This window comes from Streptomyces sp. NPDC088194 (assembly GCF_040702025.1).
GTDB lineage: Bacteria > Actinomycetota > Actinomycetes > Streptomycetales > Streptomycetaceae > Actinacidiphila.
On sequence record NZ_JBFBIV010000141.1, the window covers coordinates 1 to 14,826 of the forward strand.

Sequence of the window (14,826 nt, forward strand, 5' to 3'; positions counted from 1 at the left end):
GCCCTTCCGGGCTCGTCGCGGGGGCGTTCGCCGTGGGGCGGGTGCGCGGTCAGCCGGAGGCGCCGCGGCCCAGCTCCCAGAACTGCGTGGTGGTCGAGGCGTTGAGCGCCCACTCCGCGCCGGTGATGTCGTTGCGGGCGGCGATGTACTGGTTCGCCTGCCACAGCGGGAGCATCGGCACCTGCTCCGCGACCAGCTTCTGCGCCGCGCCGAACGCGTCGGTGGTGGCGCTGCGCTGGGCCTGGCTGCGGGTCTCCGGCAGGATCGTGTTCCGGATCTCCGTCAGGTTGTACGGCAGCGGGATGAACGTCTCCTTGTCGAAGAACGGGGCGATGTAGTTGTCCGGGTCCGGGAAGTCCGGCAGCCAGCTCAGCGCGAAGACCTGGTACTTGCCCTCGCCGGCGGCCTTCAGGAAGGCGTTCCACTGCTCGGCCTCGACGTGGACGTCGAAGAGCCCCGACGCGTCGAGCTGCTTCGCGATCGCCTCGGCCTCGGCCTTGTTCATGGTGCCGCCGTTGTCGCGGCGGAAGTTGATGGTCAGCGGCACCTTGCTGGTGATGCCGGCGTCCCTGAGCGTCTTCTGCGCGTTCTTGACGCTGGGCTCGCCGTAGGTGTCGTAGAACGAGTTGACGTGCGTGGTGATGCCCTGCGGGACCACCGAGTACAGCGGCACCGCGGTGCGCTGGTAGACGTCGCGGGTGATCGCCTGCCGGTCGATGAGCTGGGCCATCGCCTGGCGGACCGCGACCTTCTTCAGCGACGGCGCGTCGGTGTTGAGGAAGAGGTAGCGGGCCTCGCCGCCGGAGGACTGGGTGAGCTTGAAGTCCGGGTCCGGGTTGCTCTGCAGAGCCTGGATCTGGTCCGGCGACAGCTGCCGGCTCATCACGTCCAGCTGGCCGGACTTGATCGCGTCCTCCATCTTGTTGGAGTCCGCGAACATCTTGAGGGTGACGGCGCTGTTGTGCATCTTCAGCGTGCCGTCGTAGTGCGAGTTCTTGGAGAACACCGCCTGCTTGCCCGCGGTCCAGGAGTCCAGCTTGTACGGGCCGGAGCCGACCAGCCGCCAGCCGGTGTACGGCTTCTTCGCCGGGTAGACCGTGCTGTCGACGATCGCGGCGGCCGGGGTGGCGAGCTTCGCCGGGAACGTCGCGTCGGGATGCTTGAGGTGGAAGACCACCGTCTGCGGGTCGGGCGCGTCCACGCTCTTGACGTCGGATATGAGCGACGACGGGCCGTCGGACCAGTGGATCTTCTGCATACGGTCGACGGAGAACTTCACGTCGGTGGAGGTGAGGGAACGGCCGGTGGAGAACTTCTCGCCGTCCCGCATCGTGCACTGGTACGTCAGACCCGAAGTGCCCGCGTAGTGGCACTCCTTGGCGGCGTCGGGGGTCGGCGTGGTGCTGCCGCGCTGGTAGGTCAGCAGCATCTGGAAGGTGTTGTAGAACACGTTCCAGGTCGCGCTGTCGTACGACGTCGCCGGGTCGAGCGGCGCCGGGTTGTCCTTGGTCAGCTCGATGCTGTCGGTGGTACCGACGACGATGGGTTTGCCACTGCCGCCGCTGCCGCCGGAACTGCCGCACCCGGTGATCGCGGGTGCCAACGCGCCGAGCAGGGCCGGCAGCACCAGAAGCTTGCGGTTCATCGTTGGTCGTTCTCCTCTTGCGCATGTGCCGGGGGCTCGTGACGCGCCCATAAGGCCCAACAAGGCCGCCCGCGCACCCGGATCGCAGGTGTACGGGCTGGAGGCAGCGCGGGGCACGCTGGGGCGACGATACCGAGGTTGCCGGTGATCAGCACCAACGGGTGGCCAAAGTTGGCGGTCCCGACGAGCGGAACCGCCCCGGCGGCACACTCAGTGAAGGGACGTGCGCAAGGAGCGCAGAAAAGGGACGGTGAGGTCCTCCAGCGACCGGACGACGGTCCGTCCCGGCGCGGGCGGGATCGGCACCACCGACGGCACCGCGACCACCCGGCAGCCGGCCGCCTCCGCGGACGCGACACCGGTGAGGGTGTCCTCGACGACCACGCAGTGCGCGGGGTCGGTACCGAGCCGGGCGGCGGCGGCCAGATACGGGTCCGGGTGCGGCTTGGTGCGGCCGATCTCGTCGCCGGCCAGGGTGAAGGCGAAGTGCTCGGGGCCGAGCGAGCGCAGCATGACGTCGATGGTGCGGCGGTGCGAGGCGGACACCAGCGCGGTGGGCACGGCGTGCGCGACCAGGTCGGTCAGCAGCCGGCGGGCACCGGGCATCAGCGGCGCGCCCTGGGCGACCAGGTGCTCGAAGCGGCTGTTGATGGCGGTCATCAGCTCGGCCGCCGGAGCGGTGGCGCCGGTGACGTCGATCAGGTGGCCCACGCTGCGGGCCATCGGGCCCCCGACCACCACCGCGCGGTGCGCCTCGTCCAGCACGTGGCCGAGGTCCGCGAAGACCTCGGACTCCGCCGCCCACCACAGGCCCTCGGTGTCCACCAGGGTGCCGTCCAGGTCCAGGAGCACGGCCCAGGGCCCGCCGGGCCCCTTCGCCGCACGGGTGTCGGCGACCGGGATGCTGCTCGTCATAGGCCCCACTCCTCGGTTCTGGGGGACACAGAGGCCGGTCGCCGCACCCCGCTGAACAGCGCGGGGAGGCGACCGGCCTCTGCCGGACCCACCAGTGTACGTCGGGCCGTTGCGGACCGCTGAACGACAGGCGAACCGCTGGTCAGCGGGCGTTGAAGTACTTCGCCTCGGGGTGGTGGATGATGATCGCGTCGGTGGACTGCTCGGGGTGGAGCTGGAACTCCTCGGAGAGCTTGACGCCGATCCGCTCCGGCTCCAGCAGGTCGGCGATCTTCGCCCGGTCCTCCAGGTCGGGGCAGGCGCCGTAGCCCAGCGAGAAGCGGGCGCCGCGGTACTTCAGGTCGAACATGTCGGTGACGGCGGAGGGGTCCTCGCCGGCGTAGCCGAGTTCGGCCCTGACCCGGGCGTGCCAGTACTCGGCGAGCGCCTCGGCGAGCTGCACGGACAGGCCGTGCAGCTCCAGGTAGTCGCGGTAGGAGTCGGCGGCGAACAGCTCGTTGGCGGCCTCGGAGACACGGTTGCCGACGGTGACCACCTGGAAGCCGACCACATCGGTCTCGCCGGAGTCCTCGGGGCGGAAGAAGTCGGCCAGGCACAGCCGCCGGCCGCGCCGCTGGCGCGGGAAGGTGAAGCGGGTGCGCTCGGTGCCGTCCTCGTGCAGCACGATCAGGTCGTCGCCCTTGGAGACGCACGGGAAGTAGCCGTAGGTGACGGCTGCCTCCAGCAGGTGCTCGGACTGGAGTTTGGTGAGCAGGCCGCGCAGCCGGGGGCGGCCCTCGGACTCGACCAGTTCCTCGTAGCTCGGGCCGTCCGCGCGGGACTGCTTCAGGCCCCACTGGCCCTTGAAGAGGGCGCCCTCGTCCAGCCAGGAGGAGTAGTCGGCGAGCTGGATGCCCTTGACCACCCGGCTGCCCCAGAACGGCGGGGCCGGCACCGGGTTGTCGACGGCGACGTCGGAGCGGACCTGGCCCAGGTTGGGCTCTTCCGGCTGCTCGGGCTGCTCCCGCTTGGGCACCCGGCGGGTCTTCAGCTCCGGCAGCGCCGCGCCGGGCACCCCGCGCTTGACGCCGATCAGCGCGTCCATCAGCCGCAGCCCCTCGAAGGCGTCGCGGGCGTAGCGGACCTCGCCGGCGTAGATCTCGTGCAGGTCCTGCTCGACGTAGGCGCGGGTGAGGGCGGCGCCGCCGAGGATCACCGGGTACTTCGCCGACAGGCCGCGCTGGTTGAGCTCCTCCAGGTTCTCCTTCATGATCACGGTGGACTTCACCAGCAGCCCGGACATCCCGATCACGTCGGCGCGGTTCTCCTGGGCCGCCTCCAGGATCGAGGAGACCGGCTGCTTGATGCCCAGGTTGACCACGTTGTAGCCGTTGTTGGACAGGATGATGTCGACCAGGTTCTTGCCGATGTCGTGCACGTCGCCGCGGACGGTGGCCAGCACGATCGTGCCCTTGCCGGCCTCCTCACCGTCGGCCACCTTCTCCATGTGCGGTTCCAGGTAGGCGACCGCGGTCTTCATCACCTCGGCGGACTGGAGCACGAACGGCAGCTGCATCTGGCCGGAGCCGAACAGCTCGCCGACCACCTTCATGCCGGCCAGCAGCGTGTCGTTGACGATGTCCAGGGCGGAGCGCTCGGCCAGTGCCTCGTCCAGGTCCGCGGACAGGCCGTTCTTCTCGCCGTCGATGATCCGGCGCTGGAGCCGCTCGTCCAGCGGCAGCGCCATCAGCTCCTCGGCGCGGCCGGCCTTCAGCGACTTGGAGTCGACGCCCTCGAAGAGCTCCATCAACTTCTGCAGCGGGTCGTACCCCTCGGCGCGCTTGTCGTAGACCAGGTCGTACGCGGCCTGGCGCTGCTCCTCGGGGATGCGGGCGATCGGCAGGATCTTGGCGGCGTGCACGATCGCGGAGTCGAGCCCGGCCTTGACGCACTCGTCGAGGAAGACCGAGTTCAGCGCGGTGCGGGCGGCCGGGTTGAGGCCGAAGGAGATGTTGGACAGGCCGAGCGTGGTCTGCACGTCGGGGTGGCGGCGCTTGAGTTCGCGGATCGCCTCGATGGTGGCGATGCCGTCCTTGCGGGACTCCTCCTGGCCGGTGCAGATGGTGAAGGTCAGGCAGTCGATGAGGATGTCGGACTCGCGGATGCCCCAGTTGCCGGTGAGGTCGTCGATCAGCCGCTCGGCGATCGCGACCTTCTTCTCGACGGTACGCGCCTGCCCCTCCTCGTCGATGGTCAGCGCGATCAGGGCGGCGCCGTGCTCGGCGGCGAGCGCGGTGACGCGGGCGAAGCGGGACTCGGGGCCGTCGCCGTCCTCGTAGTTGACCGAGTTGAGCACCGCGCGGCCGCCGAGCTTCTCCAGCCCGGCCCGCAGCACGTCCACCTCGGTGGAGTCCAGCACGATCGGCAGGGTGGAGGCGGTGGCGAACCGGCCGGCGATCTCGGCCATGTCGGCGACGCCGTCCCGGCCGACGTAGTCCACGCACAGGTCCAGCAGGTGGGCGCCCTCGCGGATCTGGTCGCGGGCCATCTCCACGCAGTCCTCCCAGCGGCCCTCCAGCATCGCCTCGCGGAACTTCTTGGAGCCGTTGGCGTTGGTCCGCTCGCCGATCGCCAGGTACGAGGTGTCCTGGCGGAACGGCACGGTCTGGTAGAGGGAGGCGGCGCCCGGCTCGGGACGCGGGTCGCGCGGCGCGATGTCGTGGCCGCCGATCCGGTTCACCAGCTGGCGCAGGTGCTCGGGGGTGGTGCCGCAGCAGCCGCCGACCAGGGACAGGCCGTACTCGCGGGCGAACGTCTCGTGCGCGTCGGCGAGTTCGGACGGGGACAGCGGGTAGTGCGCGCCGTCCTTGGTCAGCACCGGCAGGCCCGCGTTGGGCATGCAGGTCAGCGGGATGCGGGAGTGGCGGGCGAGGTAGCGCAGGTGCTCGCTCATCTCGGCCGGGCCGGTGGAGCAGTTCAGGCCGATCAGGTCGATGCCGAGCGGTTCGAGCGCGGTCAGGGCGGCGCCGATCTCGGAGCCGAGCAGCATGGTGCCGGTGGTCTCGACGGCCACCGAGCAGATCAGCGGGACGTTGGCGCCGGCGGCGGCCATCGCGCGGCGCGAGCCGACCAGCGCGGCCTTGACCTGGAGCAGGTCCTGCATGGTCTCCACGACCAGCGCGTCGGCGCCGCCGGCGATCAGACCGGCCGCGTTGGCCTGGTAGCCGTCGCGCAGGGTGGCGTAGTCGGTGTGGCCGAGGGTGGGCAGCTTGGTGCCGGGGCCGATCGAGCCGAGCACGAAGCGGCGGCGGCCGTCGGCGGCGAAGCCGTCGGCGACCTCGCGGGCCAGCCGGGCGCCGGCCTCGGACAGCTCCTCGATCCGCTCGGGGATGTCGTACTCGGTCATCGCCGAGTGGTTGGCGCCGAAGGTGTTGGTCTCGACGCAGTCGACCCCGGCCTCGAAGTACGCCTCGTGGACGGAGCGGACGATGTCCGGGCGGGTGACGTTGAGGATCTCGTTGCAGCCTTCGAGCTGCTGGAAGTCGTCCAGCGTCGGGTCCTGCGCCTGGAGCATCGTGCCCATCGCGCCGTCGGCGACGACGATGCGGGAGGCCAGCGCCTCACGGAAGGCGGTGACCCGGGCCGCGTCGTACGCGGACGAGGCGTGGCTGGACGAGGGGGACGGCAAAGCCATGGACTGCTCCCTGGAGTGCGACGGCTGTCGGCTATGCGCTGGCCGCGCGGGCGGGCCGGGAAAGGCCGCGCCCGCACGGCACGCACTCCGCCAGCGTAGCGGGCGCGGCCGGAACGGCTCGGCCGATTCCAGAGAGCGGACGGGTGGCGCTGGTGAGGTGCCCACCCCGCTCTGCCATGATGAAGAATGATGAAGGTCGACATTGTCGACCCGGAGCTTCGTCGACCGTGCCCGCCCCGGCCGCATCCGGCCGCCGGCGAGCACCGGTCGGCGACCCGCGCCGTCCCGTACTTCTTGGAGCGCCCGCCATGCCAGGTCCCATCCAGTCACTGGAACGCGCCGCGGCGATCCTGCGGCTGCTGGCGGGCGGTGAGCGGCGGCTGGGGCTGTCGGACGTGGCGTCCTCGCTCGGCCTGGCCAAGGGCACCGCGCACGGCATCCTGCGCACCCTCCAGCAGGAGGGCTTCGTCGAGCAGGACCCGGTGTCGGGGAAGTACCAGCTCGGCGCGGAGCTGCTGCGGCTGGGCAACAGCTTCCTGGACGTGCACGAGCTGCGGGCCCGCGCCCTGGTGTGGACCGACGACCTGGCCAGGTCGAGCGGCGAGGCCGCGTACCTGGGGGTGCTGCACCAGCAGGGCGTGCTGATCGTGCACCACGTCTTCCGGCCGGACGACAGCCGCCAGGTGCTGGAGGTCGGCGCCATGCAGCCGCTGCACAGCACCGCGCTCGGCAAGGTGCTGGCGGCGTACGACCCGGTCGCGCACAGCGAGGCGGCCGAGGGCGAGCGGGCCGCGCTGACCGGGCGGACGGTGACGTCCGCCGCGGACTTCGAGGCGGTGCTCGACCTGACCCGGGCCCGGGGGTGGGCCGCGGACCTGGAGGAGACCTGGGACGGCGTGGCGTCGGTCGCCGCGCCGGTGCACGACCGGCGGCGGATGCCGGTCGGCGCAGTGGGCATCACCGGCGCGGTGGAGCGGGTCTGCGACGACAGCGGGATCAGGCCGCGGCTGGTCGCGGCGGTACGGGACTGCGCGCGGGCGGTCTCCCGCGACCTGGGCGCGGGGCGGTTCTGATCCACCCGCGACCCGGGTGCGGGGCGGTGTCCGGTCACCCCGCCCGGCCCTCCTGGCGGCACGGCGGGCGTCTGCTCCGTCACAGCACTCTTGACCTGGTCAGCGCGGAGGGCGAGACTTTCGACCTGCGGTCGACAATGTCGAACAACGGACGGAAGTCGGATCGCGGCTCAGGGACTGGGACAAAGGAGTCGACGTGTCCAACGGCCACATAGTCATCGGCGAGCTCTTCGGTACCGCCGTTCTGATCCTGCTCGGCGGCGGCGTCTGCGCCGCGGTGACGCTCAAGAGATCCAAGGCCAAGGACGCCGGCTGGGTGGCGATCTCCTTCGGCTGGGGCCTCGCGGTGCTGGGCGGCGCCTACATCGCCAACGGCTACTCGGGCGGCCAGCTCAACCCGGCCGTCACCTTGGGCATCGCCATCAAGACCGGCGACTGGAGCACCATGCCCTACTACCTGATCGGCGAGTTCGGCGGTGCGATCATCGGCGCGGTGCTGGTCTGGGCGGCCTACCTCGGGCAGTTCCACGCGCATCTGACCGACCCCGCGGTGGTGGGCGCGCCGGCCGCCCCGGCCGAGGGCGGGACCGGCGACGCGTCCGGCGACGCGGCCGGCACCGCGCACGCGACCGCGGCGGACACCGCGTCCGCGCCGAAGGCCGACCCGGCCGGGCCCACCACCGGCAACCAGGCGCAGCCCGGCGGCCCGGTGCTCGGCATCTTCTCCACCGGCCCGGAGATCCGCAATCCGGTGCAGAACCTGCTCACCGAGATCATCGCCACCGCGGTGCTGGTGCTGTTCATCCTCACCCAGGGCATGACCAAGGGCCTGGCCCTCAACGGCACGGGCATCCTGCTCACCGCGCTGCTCGTGGTCGGCATCGGCCTGTCGCTCGGCGGCCCCACCGGGTACGCGATCAACCCGGCGCGCGACCTCGGCCCGCGGATCGTGCACGCGCTGCTGCCGCTGCCCAACAAGGGCGGATCGGACTGGGGATACGCATGGATTCCGGTGGTCGGCCCGCTTGTCGGCGCCGCGATCGCGGGCGGGCTGTACAGGCTGGCCTTCATGTAGCGCGGACCCGCGTCCGTACGGTGCGACCCGCGCCGTACGGACGTACCGCGGCCGCCGTACCGACCCGCACCACCCGCCGCGCACCGCGCACCGCGTGCCGGCCCTCGCCCACCGCCTCGCCAAGACCCGCCCGCACAGGACGCCAGACCCAGCAGGAGCTCACCGTGACCGACACCCCGACCGGCACCGACACCGCCGCCGGCACCGCCTCCGCCACCCAGGCCGCCGGCGGCTCCGCCGGCTCCTCCCACGGCTCCGGGCCGTTCATCGCGGCCATCGACCAGGGCACCACGTCCAGCCGCTGCATCGTCTTCGACCGGGACGGCCGGATCGTCGCCGTCGACCAGAAGGAACACGAGCAGATCTTCCCCAAGCCGGGCTGGGTGGAGCACGACGCCGCCGAGATCTGGACCAACGTCCAGGAGGTGGTGGCCGGCGCCATCCGCAAGGCCGCCCAGGACATCCCCGGCTTCCAGCCCGCCGACGTCAAGGCGATCGGCATCACCAACCAGCGCGAGACCACGCTGCTGTGGGACCGGCACACCGGCGAGCCGGTGCACAACGCGCTGGTCTGGCAGGACACCCGCACCGACACGCTCTGCCGCGAACTGGGCCGGGACGTCGGCCAGGACCGGTTCCGCGCCACCACCGGGCTGCCGCTCGCGTCGTACTTCGCCGGCCCCAAGATCCGCTGGCTGCTGGACCACGTGGACGGCCTGCGCGAGCGGGCCGAGGCCGGCGACATCCTCTTCGGCACCATGGACTCCTGGGTGATCTGGAACCTCACCGGCGGAGCGAACGGCGGCGTGCACGTCACGGACGTCACCAACGCCTCCCGCACGCTGCTGATGGACCTGCGCACCCTCGACTGGGACCAGGACATCCTCGACGCGATCGGCGTGCCGGCCGCGGTGCTGCCCCGGATCGGCTCCTCCTCCGAGGTCTACGGCACCGCGGACATCGGCGGCCTGTCGGACGTCCCGGTGGCCTCCGCGCTCGGCGACCAGCAGGCCGCGCTCTTCGGCCAGACCTGCTTCTCGCCGGGCGAGGCCAAGTCCACCTACGGCACCGGCACGTTCATGCTGCTCAACACCGGCGAGACCCCGGTCGACTCCCGCAACGGCCTGATCACCACGGTCGGCTACCGGATCGGCGACGCCGCCCCGGTCTACGCGCTGGAGGGGTCGATCGCGGTCACCGGCGCCCTGGTGCAGTGGATGCGCGACCAGATGGGCCTGATCAGCACGGCGGCCGAGATCGAGACGCTGGCGCTGACCGTCGAGGACAACGGCGGCGCCTACTTCGTGCCGGCCTTCTCCGGGCTGTTCGCGCCGTACTGGCAGGACGACGCCCGCGGGGTGATCGCCGGGCTGACCCGCTACGTCACCAAGGCGCACATCGCCCGCGCCGTCCTGGAGGCGACCGCCTGGCAGACCCGCGAGATCGCCGACGCGATGACCAAGGACTCCGGCGTCGAGCTGGCGGCCCTGAAGGTCGACGGCGGCATGACCTCCAACAACCTGCTCATGCAGACCCTCGCCGACGTGCTGGCCGCACCCGTGGTGCGCCCCATGGTCGCCGAGACCACCTGCCTGGGCGCGGCCTACGCCGCCGGCCTCGCGGTCGGCTTCTGGCCGGACACCGACGCGCTGCGCGCCAACTGGAAGCGGGCAGCGGAGTGGACGCCCCGGATGGCCGACGCCGACCGGGACCGCGAGTACCACAACTGGCGCAAGGCCGTGACCCGGACCATGGGCTGGATCGAAGAAGAGGAGCACTGAGAAACGCCATGACCACCCTGCAACGCGTCCCCGCCCTGGGGACGCACCCGACCGCCGGCGCGAACCCCGGGCGGGCCCAGACCCGCGACCTGCTCGGGCACGCCACGTACGACCTGCTGGTGATCGGCGGCGGCATCCTCGGCATCACCACCGCCTGGCACGCCGCCCAGTCGGGACTGCGGGTGGCGATGGTGGACGCCGGCGACTTCGCCGGCGCCACCTCCTCCGCCTCCTCCAAGCTGCTGCACGGCGGCCTGCGCTACCTCCAGACCGGAGCGGTGCGGCTGGTCGCCGAGAACCACGTCGAACGGCGCGCGGTCTCCCGGGACGTGGCGCCGCACCTGGCCAACCCGCTCACCTTCTACCTGCCGGTGTACAAGGGCGGTCCGCACGGCGCGGCCAAGCTCGGCGCGGGCGTGTTCGCGTACTCCGCGCTGTCCGCCTTCCGCGACGGCGTCGGGCACGTCATCAGCCCGGCCAGGGCCGCCCGCGACGTGCCCGAGCTGCGCACCGACGACCTGCGCGCGGTCGCGGTCTACGAGGACGGGCAGATGAACGACGCCCGGATGGCGCTGATGACGGTGCGGGCCGCGGTCGGCGCGGGCGCGACCGTGCTCAACCACGCCGAGGTCACCGGGCTGCGCTTCACCCGCGGCCGGGTGACCGGCGCGGATCTGCGCGACCGCACCGACGGCACCGAGTTCGGCGTGGACGCGCGGCTGGTGCTCAACGCGACCGGCCCGTGGGTGGACCACCTGCGGCGGATGGAGGACGCGGCCGCGGACCCGTCGATCCGGCTGTCCAAGGGCGCCCACCTGGTGCTGAAGCGGACCTCGCCGTGGCGGGCCGCGCTGGCCACGCCGATCGACAAGTACCGGATCACCTTCGCGCTGCCGTGGGAGGGCATGCTGCTGCTCGGCACGACCGACGAGGCGTACGAAGGTGATCCGGGCGAGGTGGCGGTCACCGAGGCCGACATCGCCCAGATCCTGGACGAGGCGGCCTTCTCGGTCCGGGACCGGCAGCTCACCCGGGACCTGATCACGTACTCCTTCGCCGGGCTGCGGGTGCTGCCCGGCGGCCCCGGCGACACCGCGAAGGCGAAGCGGGAGACGGTGGTCACCGAGGGCCGCGGCGGCATGCTGTCGGTCGCGGGCGGCAAGTGGACGACCTTCCGGCACATCGGCCGCACGGTGCTGGCGAAGCTCGCGGAACTGCCCGGGCACCCGCTCGCCGACGACATGGAGCCGCTGGACCGGCTGCCCAGGCACGCCCCGCTGCCCGGGTTCGCCAGCCCCGGCGCGGTCGCGCACCGGCTGGTCGTGGACGGCATCGCGCCCGGCCCGCGGATGGCCGGCGACACCGCGGGCCACCTCGCGGGGCACTACGGCTCGCTCGCCTTCGACATCGCCCGCCTCGCCAACGAGGACCCGGCGCTGGCGACGCGCATCCACCCGGACGCCCCGGAGATCTGGGCGCAGGTGGTCTACGCCCGCGACCACGAGTGGGCGTACGACGTGGACGACGTGCTGCGCCGCCGGACCACCCTCACCATCCGCGGCCTGGACACCCCGGAGGTACGAGCAGGGGTCGAGCGCATCCTGCGGGCGCGCAGGGACTGAGCGCGCGGCCCTCGTTCAGCCGTTGGCGGGCGGGAGCGCGGGCCCGGGGGTCAGCAGCGCGTCGAGTTCCGCCAGGAGGGCGGCGGGGCGCGGGTGGCCGATCCGCTCCAGCAGGGTCAGCCAGCGCTCCCGGCCCTCCCGCCACAGGTCGGCGAGGGTGCCGGCGGCGACCGCGTCGACGGTACGGCGCGGCAGTTCGGCCTCGGCGGCGCGGGACGGGGTGAGCCAGTGCGCGGTGCTGTGCTCGGCGAGGCGGGCCATCCACAGCAGGTGGCGGGCGGCGTGCGCGAGGGCGTCCTGGGCGCGCAGCCGCTCGCCGCGGGCGGTGACGTGGGCGGCGAGCACCATCCAGTTCGCGAACCGCCCGCACAGGTCGGCGATCTCGTCGGCCCCGGCGGGCAGTACCGCCTGCTCGGGCAGCCCGGCGAGCACCGGGGTCAGCGCCCCGTCGCGGTCCACCACGACCATCGCGTCGACCGCCGCGCCCCGGGCCGGCCACTCCCCCACCGACGCGATGTCCTCGGTGGTGGCGAAGTGGAACTCGCCGCGCACCGGCCCGGGGAAGAGCGCCACATGGGTGCCGAACTCGTTGCGCAGCACGAGGTGGACCGGGGCGACCTCGGCGCACCAGGCCGCGGGGTCGAGGGCGGCGCGCGCCTTCGGGTCGAGGAACAGCCAGAACTCGACGTCGCTGTGCGGGTCGCCCTCGCCCGCCGCGAAGGAGCCGTACATCAGGGCCGCGCGGATGGTCTCGTCGGCGCGGCACAGCGCCCGCACCCGGTCGATCAGTTCGTACTGGATCACGCGCGCCAGTATGGGTCCCGGCCGGATGCCGCGACAGCGATTTCCAGCGCGGTGGCGCCGGGCCGGGGCGTGGCCGGCTCGGCGAACCCCTTGTACTGGCGGTACATGTCGGCGAACTCCCCGACCACGTCGCGCAGCAGCCGCGCGGTGGCGTCGCCGGCGCGGTAGTCCTGGCCGGTGGCCCTGGCGAGGTCCCAGCCGTGCAGGGCGAGTTCGAGGAAGAGCATGCGCGCGGTGGCGTCGGCCGGCATGGCCGCCTCGCCCATCGGGATCTCGCCCTCCCACGCGGCGGGTTCGGCCCACGCGGCCACCGCGCGGTCGAGCTGCCGCGCGTACGCCGCGGCCCACTCCGGTTCCGCGGTGAAGTCGCGGGTGGCCAGGTCGTCGGGGTGCGGCTCGCGGCGTGCGCGCAGCTCCATGCCGAGGCCGGTGTACGCGACGAGGTGGTTGGCCAGGGCGCGGGTGTCGTACTCGGGGCAGGGCGTGGGGCCGGTGAGCTGCCCGGGCGTGACCGCCGCGGTGATCCGGGCGGCCTCGGCGGCGGCGTCGGCGAGCCGCGGGTGGACGGTGCGGTGCGAGTCGATGGCGTTCATGGCTCCGACGCTAGGACGCGGCGCGCGGCCGGTCTTGAACAAACGCGACAGGCGGCCCGCGGCTTCCTAGGCTGGGGCCATGAGCAGGCACGGGATGGGGCGCGGGGTGCTGCGGCCGGCGACGGCCGCGGCCCACCTCACGGTCCCGCTGCACCCGCCGGCCGCCGCCCTCGCGCCGTACGTCGAGTACTACTGGAACCCGCGCTGGGACCTGCGCGGCCGGCCCGACCATGTGCAGGACGTGCTCGCGCACCCGAACGTGCACCTGGTCTTCGAGGAGCCGGTGCCGCTGGTGTACGGGGTGCAGCGGGCGCTGTACCGGCGGGTGCTGCACGGGCGGGGGCAGGCGTTCGGGGTGCGGTTCCGGGCGGGGGCCTTCCGGCCGTTCGCCCGGGGGCCGGTGGCGGAGCTGGTGGACCGCTCGGTGCCCGCCGCCGAGTACTTCGGGGCCGAGGCGCGGGCGCTGGGCCGGGAGGTGCTGGCGATGGAGGACCTGGACGCGATGTCCGCGGCGGTGGACCGCTTCCTGCTCGGGTTCCTGCCCGCGGTGCCCGATCCCCGGGTCGCGCGGGCGGGCGCGCTCGTGGAGCGCCTCACCGCCGACCCCGGCACCCTGCGGGTGGACGCGGTGGCCCGCGAGTCGGGACTGCCGGTGCGGCGCCTCCAGCGGCTGTTCGCCGAATACGTCGGAGCGTCGCCGAAGTGGGTACTGCGCCGGGCCCGGCTGCACGAAGCCGCCGCGCGGGCCGACGAGGGCACCCGCATCGACTGGCCGGCGCTCGCCGCCGAGCTCGGCTACGCGGACCAGTCGCACTTCATCCGCGACTTCACCGCTGCCACCGGAGTACCGCCGACGCACTACGCCGGGCGGTGATCCGCGGAACTGGTGGGGGCGACCGTTAGGACGGGGCGGGGTTGTGGCTCATAATGGAGATACATCGGAGGTCTGGCACGGCGTGGTGCCAGGAGATGTGGAACTGGGGAGGGCCCGGATGGCGGTCACGGATGAGGCGATCGAGAAGATCAAGGACATGATCGTCTCGGGGGCGCTGCGGCCGGGAGACCGGTTGCCCAAGGAGAGCGAGCTCGCGGCCGAGTTGGGCCTGTCCCGCAACTCCCTGCGCGAGGCGGTGCGCGCGCTGTCGCTGATCCGCATCCTCGACGTGCGCCAGGGCGACGGCACCTACGTCACCAGCCTCGACCCCCAGCTGCTGCTGGAGGCGCTGAGCTTCGTGGTGGACTTCCACCGGGACGACACGGTGCTGGAGTTCCTCGCGGTGCGGCGCATCCTCGAACCGGCGGCCACCGCGATGGCGGCGGTACGGATCACCCCGGAGGCCCTCGACGTGCTGGAGGGCAAGCTGGACGCCCTCGGCCCCACCCCGTCCGTGGAGCAACTGGTCGCCTCGGACCTGGACTTCCACCGCGGCATCGTGCAGGGCTCCGGCAACTCCGTGCTCTGTTCGCTGCTCGACGGGCTCTCCGGTCCGACCACCCGCGCCCGGGTCTGGCGCGGGCTCACCCAGGAGGACGCGGTCAGCCGCACACTCCACGAGCACCGGGCGATCCTGGCGGCGCTGCGCGACCGCGACGCCGAGGCGGCGCGGTCCTGGGCGACGGTCCACGTCGCCAGCGTCGAGCAGTG

11 protein-coding genes are annotated in these 14,826 nt (G+C 72.6%); 6 read left to right on the forward strand and 5 right to left on the reverse strand.

Annotated elements, in window-relative coordinates; genetic code table 11:
* Positions 1-49 precede the first annotated feature (49 nt).
* From AB0399_RS38085 to metH, 3 genes are all read right to left on the reverse strand, one after another.
* Positions 50-1,645 (reverse strand): ABC transporter substrate-binding protein, encoded by a 1,596-nt coding sequence (locus tag AB0399_RS38085; RefSeq protein ID WP_329371259.1) that lies wholly within the window; start codon positions 1,643-1,645, stop codon positions 50-52.
* A 210-nt stretch (positions 1,646-1,855) separates the two neighbouring features.
* Positions 1,856-2,560, reverse strand: a complete 705-nt coding sequence (locus AB0399_RS38090) for an HAD family phosphatase (RefSeq protein WP_366414396.1) — start codon at positions 2,558-2,560, stop codon at positions 1,856-1,858.
* 142 nt (positions 2,561-2,702) lie between these two features.
* Positions 2,703-6,233, reverse strand: coding sequence for a methionine synthase (gene metH / locus AB0399_RS38095; RefSeq protein WP_366414397.1), 3,531 nt, complete (start codon positions 6,231-6,233; stop codon positions 2,703-2,705).
* 308 nt (positions 6,234-6,541) lie between these two features.
* Between metH and AB0399_RS38100 the strand changes: the two genes are divergently transcribed.
* From AB0399_RS38100 to AB0399_RS38115, 4 genes are all read left to right on the forward strand, one after another.
* Positions 6,542-7,306: an IclR family transcriptional regulator gene (locus AB0399_RS38100; RefSeq protein ID WP_329371254.1), complete on the forward strand. Its 765-nt coding sequence runs from the start codon at positions 6,542-6,544 to the stop codon at positions 7,304-7,306.
* 196 nt (positions 7,307-7,502) lie between these two features.
* Positions 7,503-8,381, forward strand: coding sequence for an MIP/aquaporin family protein (locus AB0399_RS38105; protein WP_366414398.1), 879 nt, complete (start codon positions 7,503-7,505; stop codon positions 8,379-8,381).
* A 266-nt stretch (positions 8,382-8,647) separates the two neighbouring features.
* Positions 8,648-10,162: a glycerol kinase GlpK gene (gene glpK / locus AB0399_RS38110; RefSeq protein WP_329374418.1), complete on the forward strand. Its 1,515-nt coding sequence runs from the start codon at positions 8,648-8,650 to the stop codon at positions 10,160-10,162.
* A gap of 8 nt (positions 10,163-10,170) precedes the next feature.
* A complete protein-coding gene (locus AB0399_RS38115; RefSeq protein WP_328461971.1) occupies positions 10,171-11,784 on the forward strand; it encodes a glycerol-3-phosphate dehydrogenase/oxidase in 1,614 nt (537 codons plus the stop codon).
* A 15-nt stretch (positions 11,785-11,799) separates the two neighbouring features.
* On the opposite strand, the gene AB0399_RS38120 is transcribed toward AB0399_RS38115, so the two are convergent.
* Entirely contained in the window at positions 11,800-12,588 is a 789-nt protein-coding gene (locus AB0399_RS38120) for a nucleotidyltransferase domain-containing protein (RefSeq protein ID WP_366414399.1), read from the reverse strand.
* Complete coding sequence (locus AB0399_RS38125; protein ID WP_366414400.1) at positions 12,585-13,181, reverse strand: TIGR03086 family metal-binding protein; 597 nt, start codon at positions 13,179-13,181, stop codon at positions 12,585-12,587. The genes AB0399_RS38120 and AB0399_RS38125 overlap by 4 nt, the downstream gene beginning before the upstream one ends.
* Positions 13,182-13,260: 79 nt before the next feature.
* On the opposite strand from AB0399_RS38125, the gene AB0399_RS38130 reads away from it, so the two are divergent.
* Together AB0399_RS38130 and AB0399_RS38135 are read left to right on the forward strand one after the other, a co-directional pair.
* The gene (locus AB0399_RS38130) at positions 13,261-14,055 is read left to right on the forward strand and encodes a helix-turn-helix domain-containing protein (protein ID WP_366414401.1); all 795 of its coding nucleotides are present in this window, start codon (positions 13,261-13,263) and stop codon (positions 14,053-14,055) included.
* 118 nt (positions 14,056-14,173) lie between these two features.
* Positions 14,174-14,826 (forward strand): FadR/GntR family transcriptional regulator (locus tag AB0399_RS38135; protein ID WP_366414402.1); only part of this gene is annotated, 653 nt, incomplete at its 3' end.

Excerpts from the sequence above, each read along its gene's own strand:
- AB0399_RS38115 (WP_328461971.1), top strand. The coding sequence starts at position 10,171 with ATGACCACCCTGCAACGCGTCCCCGCCCTGGGGACGCACCCGACCGCC.
- AB0399_RS38085 (WP_329371259.1), bottom strand. The coding sequence starts at position 1,645 with ATGAACCGCAAGCTTCTGGTGCTGCCGGCCCTGCTCGGCGCGTTGGCA.
- AB0399_RS38125 (WP_366414400.1), bottom strand. The coding sequence starts at position 13,181 with ATGAACGCCATCGACTCGCACCGCACCGTCCACCCGCGGCTCGCCGAC.
- metH (WP_366414397.1), bottom strand. The coding sequence starts at position 6,233 with ATGGCTTTGCCGTCCCCCTCGTCCAGCCACGCCTCGTCCGCGTACGAC.
- AB0399_RS38130 (WP_366414401.1), top strand. The coding sequence starts at position 13,261 with ATGAGCAGGCACGGGATGGGGCGCGGGGTGCTGCGGCCGGCGACGGCC.
- AB0399_RS38100 (WP_329371254.1), top strand. The coding sequence starts at position 6,542 with ATGCCAGGTCCCATCCAGTCACTGGAACGCGCCGCGGCGATCCTGCGG.
- AB0399_RS38090 (WP_366414396.1), bottom strand. The coding sequence starts at position 2,560 with ATGACGAGCAGCATCCCGGTCGCCGACACCCGTGCGGCGAAGGGGCCC.